This is a genomic window from Tessaracoccus sp. (genome assembly GCF_016714275.1).
In the GTDB taxonomy this organism is placed as follows: domain Bacteria; phylum Actinomycetota; class Actinomycetes; order Propionibacteriales; family Propionibacteriaceae; genus Arachnia.
In genome coordinates, this window is sequence record NZ_JADJNP010000001.1 from 170,162 (window position 1) to 186,691 (window position 16,530).

The following is a 16,530-nucleotide window of genomic DNA, read 5'->3' on the forward strand; positions in this document are numbered from 1 at the left end:
AAGCGCCAGGCCTGTGTCGAAATCAACGAGCGGTCAATATCTGCGCGGGGTCGTCGTCGATCCGGTCAACGAGCTCGCGGGCGTACGTCGCCTCGGAGACACGCCACGGCTCGCGCGCCGAGCGCGTGCGCTCCCCGACGTACTCGCCCGTGTCCTCCGCGAACAGCAACTCGGTGCGCTCGCCCGTGCGGCGCTCGTCGTGGCCGAGGACGACGACGGCGCGCCCGTCCTCCGTCTCGCCGTGTTCCAGCACGGACACCCCGCGGATCGACTTCATCGCGGCGAACAGCGACCGCCGCAGGTCTGCCGAGGCGTAGCCGACGCGCAGGATCGTCGCGCCCTCCTCCAGCGCCGCCCCGTGGCGCGAGTTGCCGCGCCCCGCGGAGCGCTCGTACAGCTGGTCGCGCAGCTCGTCCGGGTCGAGCGACAGCTCGCCCAGCCGGTAGTTGGGCTCAGGCGCCTCGACGACGAACGACTCAGGCCTGGGCGTCTTGGACGGCAGCGTCGTCGGCGGACCGCTCACCTGGCGCAGGTACGGCAGCGACATTTGCACGAGCCATCCCGGGCGCGATCCGTCGACCGCCACATAGCGGATCTGCACCTCGGGTTGCAGCGCGTAGACCGCGTCGGGGGCGTCCATCTCCCCGTCCCCCACGATCTGCGGGTACACCCCGCGTGTGGTGATCTTCCAGTACTGGTCCGCACGGGTCGGTTGATCGTCAACGGCGCGCGCGGCGGCGTCCAGGACCGTCGCGGCCTCCGCCGTCGCACCACCACTTCCCAGGAGCGGGCTGAGGAACAGCGCAAAGCCGAGGACGAGGACGGCGGCTATGCCCGCGAGGACGGGACCTTTCGACACGGCGTTCGGCTGGCGCCTCACGGCCGGCTCAAGGAACGATGGGGTGGCGTTCGGCTGGCGCCTCACGGCCGGCTCAAGGAACGATGGGGTGGCGTTCGGCTGGCGCCTCACGGCCGGCTCAAGGAACGATGGGGTGGCGTTCGGCTGGCGCCTCACGGCCGGCTCAAGGAACGGCGGGGTGGCGTTCGGCTGATGCCCGGCCGACTCACGGAACGGGACCTCCGCGGGGGTTGCGAGGATACGCGCGAGGGCCTCCTCCGCGCGGGGGCTCAGTTCCTCGGGCGGTTTGGCGCCGCGGATCAGTCGCTCGATGCGATCCATGCCAGCACCCCCTCCCGCTCCGCGACGGGGTTGCCGTCGTACGCCTCAGCGAACGCACGCTTGGCGCGCAGCAGCCGCGCGCGGAACGCGCCCTCGCGGAGGCCCAGAGCCCGCGCGGCCTCGGCTCCGCTCAGGTCGCACCAGTACGCGAGCAGCAGCGCCTCGGCGTGCGCCGTCGACAACGAGCGCAGCGCCCGGCGCACGTCCGCGCGGCACGCCAGGTCGTCGGCAGGATCGGGGAACCACGCGTCGTCGGGCAGCTCCTCGGGCGAGACGGGTGCGGTGCGCCGGCTCGCGGAGCGGTAGTAGTCGCCGATCTTGTTCCGCAACACCTGGTACAGCCAGCCAGGGCTGAGCTCGCCGCTGGCCGCGAGGCGCTGCCACGCGAGCAGGAACGCGTCCACGACCAGCGCCTCAGCATCGCAGCCCGCCGCCCGGAACCGCGCGAACCGCAGCGCGTCCGCCCGGTGCGCCCGGTAGAACGCCGTGAATCGTGCCTCAAGCTCGTGCCGGTCGGGGACCCGGCGAAGATTGAGGATGGACATGTGGCGAGGCTACCAGCACGCCGCCCACCAACGACGAAGAGGGCCGGGTGGAAACCACCCGGCCCTCTTCTAGAGCTTCAGCTCGTCAGTCAGATCACTTGAGGATCTTGGTGACGTTGCCGGCGCCGACGGTGCGGCCGCCCTCACGGATGGCGAACTTGAGGTTCTCCTCCATGGCGATCGGCTTGTTGAGGTGCACGGTCATCTCCGTGTTGTCGCCGGGCATGACCATTTCGGTGCCAGCGGGGAGCTGGACGACGCCGGTCACGTCCGTCGTACGGAAGTAGAACTGCGGGCTGTAGTTCGAGAAGAACGGCTTGTGACGGCCACCCTCCTCCTTGTTCAGCACGTAGACGTTGGCCTCGAAGTCGGTGTGCGGGGTGGTCGAACCCGGCTTGATGACGACCATGCCGCGCTCGACGTCTTCCTTCTTGGTGCCGCGGAGCAGCAGGCCGACGTTCTCGCCAGCGCGACCCTCGTCGAGGATCTTGCGGAACATCTCGACACCGGTGACGGTGCTGGACTGCTTGGTCTCGCGGATGCCGATGATGTCGACGGTCTCGCCGGTCTTGACGATGCCGCGCTCGATGCGGCCGGTGATGACGGTGCCACGACCGGTGATCGTGAAGACATCCTCAACGGGCATCAGGAAGGGCTTGTCCGTGTCGCGCTCCGGCTGCGGGATGTACTCGTCGACAGCGTCCATGAGCTCCATGATGGAGTCGGCCCACTGCTGGTCGCCGTTCAGCGCCGGGAAGGCAGCAACGCGGATGATCGGCAGGTTGTCGCCGTCGAACTCCTGCGCGGAGAGGATCTCGCGGAGCTCCATCTCGACGAGCTCGATCAGGTCGGCGTCGGCCTCGTCGATCATGTCGCACTTGTTGAGGGCGACGACGATGGCCGGCACGCCAACCTGGCGGGCCAGGAGGATGTGCTCGTGGGTCTGAGCCATCGGGCCGTCGGTGGCGGCGACCACGAGGATCGCGCCGTCCATCTGAGCGGCACCGGTGATCATGTTCTTGACGTAGTCGGCGTGGCCGGGGCAGTCAACGTGCGCGTAGTGGCGCTTCTCGGTCTGGTACTCGACGTGCGCGATCGAGATGGTGATGCCGCGCTGGCGCTCTTCGGGCGCCTTGTCGATCTGGTCGAACGCCGAGACAGCGTTCCACTCGGGGTAGCGGTCGTGAAGCACCTTCGTGATCGCCGCGGTCAGAGTGGTCTTGCCGTGGTCGACGTGTCCGATGGTGCCGATGTTTACGTGCGGCTTAGTCCGCTCAAACTTGGCCTTTGCCACGAGGGCTCCTTCTTGGATCTCGCCGTGCGGGATTGCGCGGCGTGTGGTCTTTCCTCACTGAGGGTCCGGCGACCGAGCTTACCGCCCGGAGCCATACCTGACCAATCGTAGCGATCCGGGATTCACAGTCAAACCGGGCTCATTGGTTTCGACTCGTGCGTTCGGCTAGCGCCTCACGGCACGGCTCAACCAGCGAAAAGGACCGGCCGGGAGGCGAACCTCCCGGCCGGTCGTGAGCGGTGGCCTATCGGCTCACTCGCCCTTTGCCTTGGCGACGATCTCCTCGCTGATGTTGCGGGGCGTCTCGGCGTAGGAGTCGAACTCCATCGAGTACGACCACTGGCCCGAGGTCTTCGAGCGCAGGTCGCCGACGTAGCCGAACATCTCCGACAGCGGCACCAGCGCACGGACAACCTTGTTGCCATGCTGCTCGTCCATGGCCTGGATGTGGCCACGGCGCGAGTTCAGGTCGCCGATCACGGTGCCGAGGTAATCCTCGGGACCGGTCACCTCGACGGCCATCATCGGCTCCAGGATGGCGGGGTCGGCCTTGCGGGCGGCCTCCTTGAAGGCCTGCGCGCCGGCCAGCTTGAACGCCAGTTCGGAGGAGTCGACGTCGTGGTACGCGCCGTCGGTCAGGGTCACCTTGATGTCCTCGACCGGGTAGCCGGCGAGCACGCCGAACTGCATGGCCTCCTTGATGCCCTGGTCCACCGCGGGGATGTACTCGCGGGGAATGCGGCCACCGGTGACGGCGTTGACGAACTCGTAGCCCGAGCCCGCCTCCGTCGGCTCCAGGTCGATGATGACGCGGCCGAACTGGCCCGAACCACCGGTCTGCTTCTTGTGCGTGTACTCGACCTTCTCCACCTTGCGGCGGAGGGTCTCGCGGTACGCCACCTGCGGCTTGCCGATGTTGGCCTCGACCTTGAACTCGCGCCGCATGCGGTCGATGAGGACATCCAGGTGGAGCTCGCCCATACCGGCGATGATGGTCTGGCCGGTCTCCTCGTCGGTGTGGACGCGGAAGGTCGGGTCCTCCTCGGCCAGGCGCTGGATCGCGGTGCCCAGCTTCTCCTGGTCGGACTTCGTCTTCGGCTCGATAGCCTGCTCGATCACGGGGGCCGGGAAGGTCATCGACTCGAGCACGATCGGGTTGTTCGGATCACACAGGGTCTCACCAGTGGTGGTGTCCTTGAGGCCCATGACGGCGCAGATCATGCCGGCGCCGATCTGGGGGATCTCCTCACGCTTGTTCGCGTGCATCTGGTAGATCTTGCCGATGCGCTCCTTGCGGCCCTTGGTCGCGTTCAGCACCTGCGAGCCGGCATGCAGGACGCCGGAGTAGATGCGCACGAACGTCAGCTTGCCGAGGTGCGGATCCGCGGCGACCTTGAACGCCAGGATCGACAGCGGCTCGTCGTCGGACGGCTTGACGCTCCAGGTGGACCGACTCGTCGCCCGGCTTGAAGCCGTCGATGGCGGGCACGTCGAGCGGCGAAGGCAGGTAGTCGACGACCGCGTCGAGCAGGGGCTGCACACCCTTGTTCTTGAACGAGGTGCCACAGACGACCGCGGTGAACGTGTTCGTGATGACGCCCTTGCGGATGGCGGCCTTGACCTGTGCCACCGACGGCTCTTCGCCCTCGAGGTACATCTCCATGATGTCGTCATCGACGTCGGCGACGCGCTCGACGAGGGTCGCATGCGCCTCCTCTGCGGCCTCGAGCAGATCCGCGGGGATCGGCTCGACGTCGTAGTCCTCGCCCATCTTGGTCTCGCCGCGCCAGGTCAGCGCGCGCATCTCCACGAGGTCGACGACACCGAGGAAGTCGCCCTCGGCACCGATCGGGAGCTGCAGCAGCACCGGATCGGTGTTGAGACGCTCGCGGATGGTCTTGACGACGTGGTCGAACGACGCGCCGGTACGGTCCAGCTTGTTGATGTAGCAGATGCGCGGGACACCGTACTTGGTGGCCTGGCGCCACACCGTCATCGACTGCGGCTCGACGCCGGCGACACCGTCGAACACGGCGACGGCACCGTCGAGGACGCGGAGCGAACGCTCCACCTCGACGGTGAAGTCGACGTGGCCAGGCGTGTCGATGATGTTGATGAGGGTGTTGTGCCAGAAGCACGTCGTCGCGGCCGACGTGATCGTGATGCCGCGCTCCTGCTCCTGCTCCATCCAGTCCATGGTGGCGGCGCCGTCGTGGGTCTCACCGACCTTGTGGTTCTTGCCGGTGTAGAACAGGATGCGCTCGGTCGTGGTGGTCTTACCGGCATCGATGTGGGCCATGATGCCGATGTTGCGAACCTTGTTCAGGTCGGTCACTGTGCTGTCCTTATGCAGTGTGTAAGTAAAGGAAGTTCACAGGTGAGAGCCCCCGGCCCGTGAAGGGCGCGGGGGCGTCGAATCACCAGCGGTAGTGCGCGAAGGCGCGGTTGGCCTCGGCCATCTTGTGGGTGTCCTCGCGACGCTTCACGGAAGCACCGAGGCCGTTGGAGGCATCGAGGATCTCGTTCACGAGGCGCTCAGTCATCGTCTTCTCGCGGCGAGCGCGGGAGAAGCTGACCAGCCAGCGGAGGGCGAGCGTGGTCTGGCGACCCGGCTTGACCTCGATCGGCACCTGGTAGGTGGCGCCGCCGACGCGGCGGGACTTGACCTCAATGGACGGCTTGACGTTGTCAAGTGCCTTCTTGAGCGTGATGACGGGGTCGATCCCGGTCTTCGCCTGGGTGCCCTCGAGGGCGTCGTAGACGATGGACTGGGCAACGGACTTCTTGCCGTCAAGGAGGATCTTGCTCACGAGCTGGGAGACCAGCGGGGAGCCGTAGACCGGATCGGCGATCACGGGGCGCTTCGGCGCGGGACCCTTGCGAGGCATTACTTCTCCTTCTTCGCGCCGTAGCGGCTGCGAGCCTGCTTGCGGCCCTTGACGCCCTGGGTGTCGAGCGAGCCACGGATGATCTTGTAGCGCACGCCCGGCAGGTCCTTCACACGACCGCCGCGGACGAGCACCATCGAGTGCTCCTGCAGGTTGTGACCGACGCCCGGGATGTAGGCGGTGACCTCGATGCCGGAGCTCAGACGCACGCGCGCGACCTTACGGAGCGCGGAGTTCGGCTTCTTCGGCGTGGTGGTGTACACACGCGTGCACACGCCGCGACGCTGAGGGGAACCCTTCAGCGCGGGGGTCTTGTTCTTCGAGACTTTGTCGGTCCGGCCCTTTCGGACCAGCTGCTGAATTGTTGGCACCTGCTGGTATCACTTTCTTCGTTGTCTGTGTGCGTTTACCTTCCCTGGCGCAGCTTCTCCACGCCACCGACCGGAACACCGTTACCGGACTGTGGTGAAGTGAATCACTGCCGTGCGAACTGTACGCACGTCTCGCTCTCCGCAACGTCAAGAGCGATCCGTGATGCCAAGGCACGCACAAGGGGCCCGAGGGTTCGGGCACGGTGACAAAGATTACCGCACGCGCGACCAGCGACCAAAACGGGGCGCCCGCGCGATGCGGACGCCCCGTTGTCAGGGATCGAATCAGCGGATCTCGCCGAAGTCCATCTCGTCGAGCGGAACGGCGGGGCCGATGACGTCGGAGCCGAACGAGTAGTCGTACGGGTCGTAGCTCATCGTGTAGGCGTTCGCGCGGGCCTCCTCTGTGGGCTCCACCCGGATGTTGCGGTAGCGGTCGAGACCGGTACCCGCCGGGATCAGCTTGCCGAGGATGACGTTCTCCTTCAGACCGACGAGCGAGTCGCTCCGGCCCTGGATGGCCGCATCGGTCAGCACCTTCGTGGTCTCCTGGAAGGAGGCCGCCGACAGCCACGACTCGGTCGCGAGCGACGCCTTCGTGATGCCCATGAGCACCGGGCGGCCCTCCGCGGGCTTGCCACCCTCAGCCAGCGCCTTGCGGTTCAACGCCTCATAGCTGGCCCTGTCCACGAGCTCGCCCGGCATCATCGTGGTGTCGCCGGAGTCGATGACCGTCACGCGGCGCAGCATCTGCCGGATGATGATCTCGATGTGCTTGTCGTGGATAGGCGCGCCCTGCGTGCGGTACACCCGCTGGACCTCCTCGACGAGGTGCTCCTGCACCTTGCGGAGGCCGCGGATGCGCAGCACGTCCTGCGGGTCCACCTGGCCGGCGGTCAGCTGCTGACCGATGGCCACGCGAACGCCGTCGCGGATGTGGATGCGGATGCCGTTGTGATCCTCGAACTCGAGACGCGTGCGGCGGGCGACCGGGTACTCCAGGTCCTCCCCACCGTCGTCGCGGACGATGACGATCTTGCGCGAACGGTCGCCGTCCTCGATGCGCACGACGCCGTCGGCCTCGGCGACCGGGGCCTTGCCCTTGGGCTGACGGGCCTCGAAAAGCTCGGTGACGCGCGGCAGGCCCTGCGTGATGTCGTCGCCGGCCACACCACCGGTGTGGAAGGTACGCATCGTGAGCTGGGTGCCGGGCTCGCCGATCGACTGGGCCGCGACGATGCCGACGGCCTCGCCGACGTCCACCGTCTTGCCGGAGGCCAGCGAGCGGCCGTAGCACATGGCGCAGGTGCCGACCGCGGACTCACAGGTGAGCACGGAGCGGACCTTGACCTCGGTCACGCCCGCATCCACCAGCGTGCGGATCTCCGCGTCGCCGAGGTCGGTGCCCGCCGCGACGAGGACGTTGCCCTCCGCGTCGACGGCGTCGACGGCGAGGGTGCGCGCGTACACGGCGGTCTCGACGTCGCCGGACGTCTCGACGGTCGCGCCGTCGGCGAACGGCTGCGCGGGAACCCGGATCGGGCGACCCGACTCCTCGTCGGTGCCCGGCGTGCTCCACACGGCGATCACCTTGGTGAGGCCGCGCTCGGTGCCACAGTCCTCCTCGCGGATGATCACGTCCTGCGACACATCGACGAGACGACGGGTCAGGTAGCCCGAGTCCGCGGTGCGAAGAGCCGTGTCGGCCTGGCCCTTACGGCCACCGTGCGTCGAGATGAAGTACTCGAGAACCGAAAGGCCTTCACGGAAGTTCGACTTGATCGGCCGCGCGATGATGTCGCCCTTCGGGTTGGCCACGAGGCCTCGCATGGCGGCGATCTGGCGCATCTGCGTCATGTTTCCGCGGGCACCCGAGTCGACCATCATGAAGATGGGGTTGTCGGTGGTGAAGTTCTCCTTCATCGCCTCGGTCAGCTCGGCCGTCGCGTCGGTCCAGATCGCGATCAGCTCCTGGCGACGCTCGTCCTCCGTCACGGAGCCGCGCTCGTAGAGACGGTCGATCTTCGCGGCACGACGCTCGTAGCCCTCGAGGATCTCGGCCTTCTGCGGCGGAGTCTGGACGTCGGAGATCGACACCGTCACGCCCGAGAGCGACGCCCAGCGGAAGCCCATGTCCTTCAGCGCGTCCAGCGCTGCGGCGACGACGACCTTCGGGTACCGCTCGGCGAGATCGTTGATGATCTGGCCGAGGACCTTCTTGCCGACGACACCGTTCACGTAGCCGAAGTCGTCCGGCAGCGCCTCGTTGAAGAGGGCGCGGCCGAGCGTGGTCTCCAGCAGGATCGAGCCGTCGGCGCGGGGCTCGGCGCCCGGAACGACGATGCCGGTCATGCGGATGCGGACCTTGGAGCCGATTTCCAGCTCGCCGAGATCCAGCGCCATGATCGCCTCGGCGACCGACGAGAACACGCGCCCCTCGCCCTTACCCGGACGATCCTGCGTCAGGAAGTAGTGGCCGATGACCATGTCCTGGGTCGGCATGGTGACGGGGCGGCCGTCGGCCGGCTTCAGGATGTTGTTCGTCGACAGCATCAGCACGCGCGCCTCGGCCTGGGCCTCAGCGGACAGCGGCAGGTGCACGGCCATCTGGTCGCCGTCGAAGTCCGCGTTGAAGGCGGTGCAGACGAGCGGGTGGATCTGGATGGCCTTGCCCTCAATCAGCTGCGGCTCGAACGCCTGGATGCCGAGGCGGTGCAGGGTGGGTGCACGGTTCAGCAGCACGGGGTGCTCCGCGATGACCTCTTCCAGCACGTCCCACACGACGGGGCGCTGGCGCTCGACCATGCGCTTTGCCGCCTTGATGTTCTGGGCGTGGTTGAGGTCGTCGAGGCGCTTCATCACGAACGGCTTGAACAGCTCGAGCGCCATCGCCTTCGGCAGGCCGCACTGGTGCAGCTTGAGCTGCGGGCCGACCACGATGACCGAACGGCCCGAGTAGTCGACGCGCTTGCCGAGCAGGTTCTGACGGAAGCGGCCCTGCTTGCCCTTCAGCATGTCCGAGATGGACTTCAGCGGGCGGTTGCCGGGACCCGTGACGGGACGGCCGCGGCGGCCGTTGTCGAACAGCGAGTCGACGGCCTCCTGCAGCATGCGCTTCTCGTTGTTCACGATGATCTCGGGCGCGCCGAGATCGAGCAGGCGCTTCAGGCGGTTGTTGCGGTTGATGACGCGGCGGTACAGGTCGTTGAGGTCCGACGTCGCAAACCGGCCGCCGTCGAGCTGCACCATGGGGCGCAGGTCCGGCGGGATGACAGGAACCGCGTCGAGGACCATCGCCGACGGGTGGTTCTCGCCGTTCAGGAACGCGCTGACGACGCGCAGGCGCTTGAGCGCGCGCGTCTTGCGCTGGCCCTTGCCCGTGGCGATGATCTCACGCAGGTTCTCGGCCTCGGCCTTCAGGTCGAACGTCTGGAGACGCTTCTGGATGGCCTCGGCGCCCATGGAGCCCTCGAAGTACTTGCCGTACTTGCGCTTCATCTCGCGGTACAGCGTCTCGTCGCCCTCGAGGTCCTGGACCTTGAGGGTCTTGAAGCGCGACCACACCTCATCGATGCGGTCGAGCTGACGCTGCGTGCGGGTACGGATGAGGCCGGCTTCCTTCTCCGCGGCCTCACGCACCTTGCGCTTGATGTCAGCCTTCGCGCCCTCCTCCTCAAGCTGCGCGAGGTCCTCCTCCAGCTTGCGCATGCGCTCTTCGATGTCCGCGTCGCGGCGGGCCGCGACCTGCTTGGTCTCGACCTCGACCTTGGCCTGCAGCGACGAGAGGTCGCGGTGGCGGGCCTCGTCGTCGACGGCGGTGATCATGTGCGCGGCGAAGTAGATGACCTTCTCGAGGTCCTTCGGCGCGATGTCCAGCAGGTAGCCGAGGCGGCTGGGCACACCCTTGAAGTACCAGATGTGGGTCACGGGCGCGGCCAGCTCGATGTGACCCATGCGCTCGCGACGCACGTTGGAGCGGGTCACCTCGACGCCACAGCGCTCGCAGATGATGCCCTTGAAGCGGACCCGCTTGTACTTGCCGCAGTAGCACTCCCAGTCCCGCGTGGGACCGAAGATCTTCTCGCAGAAGAGGCCGTCGCGCTCGGGCTTGAGCGTGCGGTAGTTGATGGTCTCCGGCTTCTTGACCTCGCCGTGCGACCACTCGCGGATCTGGTCGGCGCTCGCCAGGCCGATCCGCAGCTCGTCGTAGAAGTTCACGTCCAGCACGTTTTGCTTCTCTTTCCCCTACTTAGGGCAGTAGGTGCCGTAAAAGTCTGAGTTCTAGGTTTCTGACTGAGCGCTTCGACTCAGACTTCGCCGACGTCCATGAAGTTGTCCGCGCCCGGGCGCCGACCGAGGTCGATCCCGAAGTCCTCGGACGCCCGGATGTCGTCCTCAGACTCGCGCAGGTCGATGACCCGGCCGTCGTCCGAGAGGACCTCGACGTTCAGACACAGCGACTTCATTTCCTTGACGAGCACCTTGAACGACTCAGGGATGCCCGGCTCGGGGATGTTCTCGCCCTTGACGATGGCCTCGTAGACCTTGACGCGACCAGGCACGTCGTCCGACTTGATGGTGAGCAGTTCCTGGAGCGCCCATGCGGCGCCGTAGGCCTCGAGCGCCCACACCTCCATCTCACCGAAGCGCTGGCCGCCGAACTGCGCCTTTCCGCCCAGCGGCTGCTGGGTGATCATCGAGTACGGGCCCGTCGAACGCGCATGGATCTTGTCGTCGACGAGGTGGTGCAGCTTCAGCATGTACATGTAGCCGACACCGATCTTCTCCTCGTACGGCTCGCCGGTGCGGCCATCGAAGATGCGCGCCTTACCGGTGGCGTCGATCAGACGATCGCCGTCGCGGGTGGTGAGCGAGTTGTTCAGCAGGCCGGCGATCTCGCGCTCGTTGGCGCCGTCGAACACCGGGGTCGCGACCTTGGCGTTGCCCTCGACGCGGCCGAGGCCGACGTCGCGCAGGCGCTCGGCCCACGCCTCCTGGATGCCCGTGACGTCCCAGCCGGTCTTGGCGATCCAGCCGAGGTGATTCTCCAGCACCTGGCCGACGTTCATTCGCGAGGGAACGCCCAGCGGGTTCAGCACGATGTCGACGGGGGTGCCGTCCTCGAGGAACGGCATGTCCTCGACGGGAAGGATCTTCGAGATGACGCCCTTGTTGCCGTGGCGGCCGGCGAGCTTGTCGCCGTCGGAGATCTTGCGCTTCTGCGCGACGTGCACGCGAACCAGCTGATTGACGCCGGGCAGCAGCTCGTCATCGTCCTCGCGGTTGAAGACGCGCACGCCGATGACCGTGCCGGACTCGCCGTGAGGCACCTTGAGCGACGTGTCGCGAACCTCACGCGCCTTCTCACCGAAGATGGCGCGCAGCAGGCGCTCCTCCGGCGTCAGCTCGGTCTCGCCCTTCGGGGTGACCTTGCCGACAAGGATGTCGCCGGCCGAGACCTCGGCGCCGATGCGGATGATGCCGCGCTCATCGAGGTCCGCAAGCATCTCGTCGGAGACGTTGGGAATCTCGCGGGTGATCTCCTCGGCGCCGAGCTTGGTGTCGCGGGCGTCGACCTCGTACTCCTCGATGTGGATCGACGTCAGCACGTCGTCCTGGACGATGCGCTGAGAGAGGATGATCGCGTCCTCGTAGTTCAGGCCTTCCCACGGCATGAACGCCACGAGCAGGTTCTTGCCGAGCGCGAGCTCGCCCTGGTCGGTGCAGGGGCCGTCGGCCAGCGGGGTGCCGACCTCGACGCGGTCGCCGGGGCCGACCAGCGGGCGCTGGTTGATGCAGGTGCCGGCGTTGGAACGCACGAACTTGTCCAGCTTGTAGCTGATGTAGGTGCCGTCGTCGTTGGCCACCTCAAGGAGGTCCGCGGAGACGGAGCTGACGACGCCCGGCTTCTTGGCAAGGGTGACGTCGCCGACATCGACCGCCGCACGGTACTCCATGCCGGTGCCGACGAACGGGGCCTCGTTGCGGATCAGCGGGACCGCCTGGCGCTGCATGTTGGCACCCATGAGGGCGCGCGACGCGTCGTCGTGCTCGAGGAACGGGATCAGCGCGGTGGCGATGGACACCATCTGACGCGGGGACACGTCCATGTACTCGACCTCGGCCACGGGGACCTCGTCGGCGTCGCCGTGCTTCAGGCGGACGAGCACGCGCTCCTCCGTCAGGCGGCCGTCCTCGTCCGCGGCGGCGTTGGCCTGCGCGATCGAGTAACGGTCCTCCTCGTCGGCGGTCAGGTAGTCGATCTGGTCGGTGATGTGACCGTCGACGACCTTGCGGTACGGCGTCTCGATGAAGCCGAAGGCGTTGACACGCGCGAACGACGCCAGCGAGCCGATGAGACCGATGTTCGGGCCTTCAGGGGTCTCGATGGGGCACATGCGGCCGTAGTGCGACGGGTGAACGTCACGGACCTCCATGCCGGCGCGGTCGCGGGAGAGGCCGCCGGGGCCGAGCGCGGAAAGGCGCCGCTTGTGGGTCAGACCCGCGAGCGGGTTGTTCTGATCCATGAACTGCGACAGCTGCGAGGTGCCGAAGAACTCCTTCAGTGCCGCGGTCACCGGCCGGATGTTGATCAGCGTCTGCGGCGTGATCGCCTCGATGTCCTGCGTCGTCATGCGGTCGCGGACGACGCGCTCCATGCGGCCGAGACCGGTACGCAGCTGGTTCTGGATCAGCTCGCCGACGGTGCGGAGGCGACGGTTGCCGAAGTGGTCGATGTCGTCTGCCTCGACGGGCAGGCCGTCGAGCGTCTCAAGGTGCTCGTGCAGCGCGACGACGTAGCGGATGGCCGCGACGATGTCGTCGATGGTCAGGACCTGCTGGTCGAACGGCAGCTCAAGGCCCAGCTTCTTGTTGATCTTGTACCGGCCGACCTTCGCGAGGTCGTAGCGCTTCGGGTTGAAGTAGTAGTTCTCCAACAGCTGCTGCGCCGCGTCACGCGTCGGCGGCTCGCCCGGGCGCAGCTTGCGGTAGATGTCGAGCAGGGCCTCGTCCTGGGTGCGGACGGAGTCCTTCTCCAGCGTCAGGCGCATCGACTCGTAGGCGCCGAACTCCTCAAGGATCTTCTCCTCGGACCAGCCGAGCGCCTTCAGCAGAACGGTGACGTTCTGCTTACGCTTGCGGTCGAGGCGCACGAACACCATGTCGCGCTTGTCGATCTCGAACTCCAGCCACGCGCCGCGAGACGGGATCACCTTGCAGGAGAAGATGTCCTTGTCCGACGTCTTGTCCGGGGTCTGCTCGAAGTAGACGCCGGGCGAACGCACGAGCTGCGACACGACGACGCGCTCGGTGCCATTGATGATGAAAGTGCCCTTGTCGGTCATCAGCGGGAAGTCGCCGATGAAGACGGTCTGGGACTTGATCTCGCCCGTGTCGTTATTGACGAACTCGGCGGTCACGAAGAGCGGAGCTGCGTAGGTGACGTCGCGGTCCTTGCACTCCTCGATGGTGTACTTCGGGTCCTCGAAGCGGTGGTCGCGGAAAGACAGCGACATCGTCTCGTTGAAGTCCTCGATGGGCGAGATCTCGGCGAAGATCTCCTCGAGGCCGGAGCGGGTGTTGACGTCGGTGCGTCCCGCGGCCAGCTGCGCCTCCACGGAGGCGCGCCAGGTCTCGTTACCGATCAGCCAGTTGTATGCGTCGATCTGCAGGTCCAGGAGGTTGGGTACCTCCAACGGCTCGTGAATCTTCGCGAACGAGATCCGACCGGTGGACGAGACGACATTGGTGTTCTTCATCGCGGAGCGCGAGGCGGCCAAGATACGGTCCTTCCAAGAACGCTTGAAGCTGTAATCCGTGCACGGCGAATGACCCGTGTCAAATCACGGGACAAACGCATAGCTGGGCAAACAACCACTCTACTGCAAGCGACCCTGGGAAGCAAACCATGGTAGCCGCGCCGCGCTGCGGGGCAACCCGACACGCCAGACGCGTCCGCGCCGGCACCGGAAACGCGGCGAGGCCCGCTCCCCCGCAGGGGGCGGGCCTCGCCGTCGGATCTAGAGAACCGAGATCACTTGACCTCGACCGAGCCGCCGGCAGCCTCGAGGGCAGCCTTCGCCTTCTCGGCGGTCTCCTTGTCGACCTGCTCGAGCACCGGCTTCGGGGCGCCCTCGACGAGGTCCTTCGCCTCCTTGAGGCCGAGCGAGGTGAGCGCGCGCACCTCCTTGATGACGGCGATCTTCTTGTCGCCACCGGAGGTCAGGATGACGTCGACCTTGCCGGAACCCTCGTCCTCGGCAGCCTCTTCGGCAGCGGCGGCCGGGGCGGCAGCGGCGACGGCGACGGGCGCGGCAGCGGTGACACCGAAGGTGTCCTCGAACAGCTTGACGAACTCGGAGAGCTCGATCAGGGTCATCTCCTTGAAGGCATCAAGGAGCTCTTCGTTGGTGAGCTTCGCCATGATGGGCGTTCCTTTCACTTAAGTGTGTGTCAGCAGCGGGCGCTGCAAACGGATCACTCCGCAGCAGGTGCTGCTTCGGTTGCCGCATCCGCGGCGGGGGTCTCGTCCGTGGCCTCGGCGGCAGGCGCGGAGCCGGCGCCACCGATCAGGGAGGGGTCTGCCTCAGCGGCGGTCTGCAGCGCGCCGAAGACGCGAGCGCCCTGCGACAGCGGGGCAGCCAGCATGTAGGCGGCCTTGGCCAGGTTGGCCTGCAGCGCACCAGCCATCTTCGCCAGCAGGACCTCGCGGGATTCGAGGTCGGCCAGCTTCAGAACGGCCTGGGAGTCGAGGAACTTGCCCTCGAGCACACCACCCTTGATTGCCAGGAACGGATTGGCCTTTGCGAAGTCACGCAGCCCCTTTGCGGCAGCGGCGATATCGCCCTTCACGAACGCGATGGCGGTCGGGCCGGTGAGGGACTCGTCGAGCCCCTCGATGCCCGCCTCCTTGGCGGCGATCGCGGCAAGGGTGTTCTTCGCAACGGCGTAGGTGGCGTCCTCACCGAGGGACCGGCGCAGGGTGCGCAGGTCCTTGACGGTGAGACCGCGGTACTCGGTCAACACTGCCGCCGCGGAGGTGCTGAATTCTTCCTTCAGCTCCGCGACCTTGGCAGCCTTATCCGGCCTCGCCATGTGGGTCTCCTTCCGATTCTGAACACCTCGACCCTCCCAGAGGGAGGCCCAAGGACCTCGGACCGGCACACAAAAAAGCCCCACGCTGGCAGGCGCGGGGCTCAACCCATTCCGACTTGCGTCGCCACGGGACTGGCTCACGATCACCTGCGCGGGTGCCTTTCGGCGTTATGACTTGCGTCACCTGCGGTCTTCGGCGGAGCACACGCTATCCGACGTCGGCGCCGTCGGCCAAATCGCGACCGGCACTCCCCTCGTGGCGTGACCCCGGCAGGTCAGATGCAGGGGTCGAAGGAGTCCTCGTCGAAGGTCTGGATCATGTCGAACGCCGGCAGTGACGACGGCGGCACGTTGACGACCTTCGCGGGAACGCCCGCGACCGTCGTGTGCGCCGGGACGTCCTTCAGGACGACCGAGCCGGCACCGATCTTGGCTCCCTCTCCGATCCGGATGTTGCCGAGCACCTTCGCGCCCGCGCCGATCATCACGCCGCGGCCGACCTTGGGGTGACGGTCGCCGCCTTCCTTGCCGGAGCCGCCGAGCGTCACCTCGTGCAGCATCGAGAAGTCGTCCTCGACCACCGCGGTCTCACCGATCACGACGCTGGTGGCGTGGTCGAACATGATGCCCTTCCCGATCCGGGCACCGGGATGGATGTCGACGGCGAACACCTCGGAGATGCGGCTCTGGAGGTACCACGCCAGCGGCTTGCGGCCCTGGAGCCAGTAGTGGTGCGCGACGCGGTATGCCTGGATGGCCTGGAAGCCCTTGAAGTACAGGAGCGGATTGGCGTATCCGGGGCAGGCGGGGTCGCGCGAGACAACGGCCTGCAGATCGGCGAGGATCGCCCGCTGGATGCACTCGTCTTCACTCAGGACCTGAAGGATGATGTCCCGCACGCCGAGCGCCGGCAGCGTCGAGTTGTCGAGCTTGCTGGCGAGCAGGTAACTCAGCGACTCTTCGATGTCCGGCTGGCTCAGCACCGTCGCGTAAAGGAAACCGGCCAGCAGCGGCTCCCGCTCGGCCGCGCGGGCGCACTCGGACTTGATGGCCATCCAGACCTGGTCGTCTGGGACGATGCGCGCGGGATCCATGGGCTCTCCTTGGGCGGTGCTCGGCCCCAGGGTACTCACCGGCCGGGTGCGCTCCCAACCTG

Annotated in this window: 10 protein-coding genes and 1 pseudogene; all 11 read right to left on the minus strand. The window is 66.9% G+C overall.

The features are described 5' to 3' along the window. Positions 1-22 precede the first annotated feature (22 nt). The 11 genes and pseudogenes from IPJ61_RS00815 to cysE all read right to left on the minus strand — a co-directional run bounded on the left by IPJ61_RS00815 (position 23) and on the right by cysE (position 16,468). Positions 23-1,180 carry a hypothetical protein gene (locus IPJ61_RS00815; protein ID WP_297102074.1) on the minus strand — a complete coding sequence of 386 codons (1,158 nt, stop codon included), beginning with the start codon at positions 1,178-1,180 and terminating at the stop codon, positions 23-25. Then, positions 1,159-1,725 (minus strand): RNA polymerase sigma factor, encoded by a 567-nt coding sequence (locus IPJ61_RS00820; protein WP_297102076.1) that lies wholly within the window; start codon positions 1,723-1,725, stop codon positions 1,159-1,161. Before IPJ61_RS00820 ends, IPJ61_RS00815 begins: the two co-directional genes overlap by 22 nt. 94 nt (positions 1,726-1,819) lie before the next feature. Continuing rightward, positions 1,820-3,019, minus strand: a complete 1,200-nt coding sequence (gene tuf, locus IPJ61_RS00825; RefSeq protein ID WP_297102078.1) for an elongation factor Tu — start codon at positions 3,017-3,019, stop codon at positions 1,820-1,822. 252 nt (positions 3,020-3,271) lie between these two features. Further along, positions 3,272-5,318: pseudogene (gene fusA, locus IPJ61_RS00830) on the minus strand (elongation factor G). A 118-nt stretch (positions 5,319-5,436) separates the two neighbouring features. Continuing rightward, positions 5,437-5,907: a 30S ribosomal protein S7 gene (rpsG, locus tag IPJ61_RS00835; protein ID WP_297102080.1), complete on the minus strand. Its 471-nt coding sequence runs from the start codon at positions 5,905-5,907 to the stop codon at positions 5,437-5,439. Further along, on the minus strand, positions 5,907-6,278 hold the full coding sequence (rpsL, locus tag IPJ61_RS00840; RefSeq protein ID WP_077340453.1) for a 30S ribosomal protein S12: 372 nt from the start codon (positions 6,276-6,278) through the stop codon (positions 5,907-5,909). The genes rpsG and rpsL overlap by 1 nt, the downstream gene beginning before the upstream one ends. Before the next feature lie 285 nt (positions 6,279-6,563). Continuing rightward, positions 6,564-10,505 (minus strand): DNA-directed RNA polymerase subunit beta', encoded by a 3,942-nt coding sequence (gene rpoC, locus IPJ61_RS00845; RefSeq protein ID WP_297102083.1) that lies wholly within the window; start codon positions 10,503-10,505, stop codon positions 6,564-6,566. A gap of 80 nt (positions 10,506-10,585) precedes the next feature. Continuing rightward, positions 10,586-14,059: a DNA-directed RNA polymerase subunit beta gene (gene rpoB / locus IPJ61_RS00850; protein WP_297102085.1), complete on the minus strand. Its 3,474-nt coding sequence runs from the start codon at positions 14,057-14,059 to the stop codon at positions 10,586-10,588. 254 nt (positions 14,060-14,313) lie between these two features. After that, the gene (rplL, locus tag IPJ61_RS00855; RefSeq protein ID WP_297102087.1) at positions 14,314-14,703 is read right to left on the minus strand and encodes a 50S ribosomal protein L7/L12; all 390 of its coding nucleotides are present in this window, start codon (positions 14,701-14,703) and stop codon (positions 14,314-14,316) included. A 53-nt stretch (positions 14,704-14,756) separates the two neighbouring features. Next, positions 14,757-15,374 (minus strand): 50S ribosomal protein L10, encoded by a 618-nt coding sequence (gene rplJ / locus IPJ61_RS00860; RefSeq protein WP_297102089.1) that lies wholly within the window; start codon positions 15,372-15,374, stop codon positions 14,757-14,759. Positions 15,375-15,649: 275 nt separating this feature from the next. Further along, on the minus strand, positions 15,650-16,468 hold the full coding sequence (gene cysE, locus IPJ61_RS00865; RefSeq protein ID WP_297102091.1) for a serine O-acetyltransferase: 819 nt from the start codon (positions 16,466-16,468) through the stop codon (positions 15,650-15,652). Between the last annotated feature and the right edge of the window lie 62 nt (positions 16,469-16,530).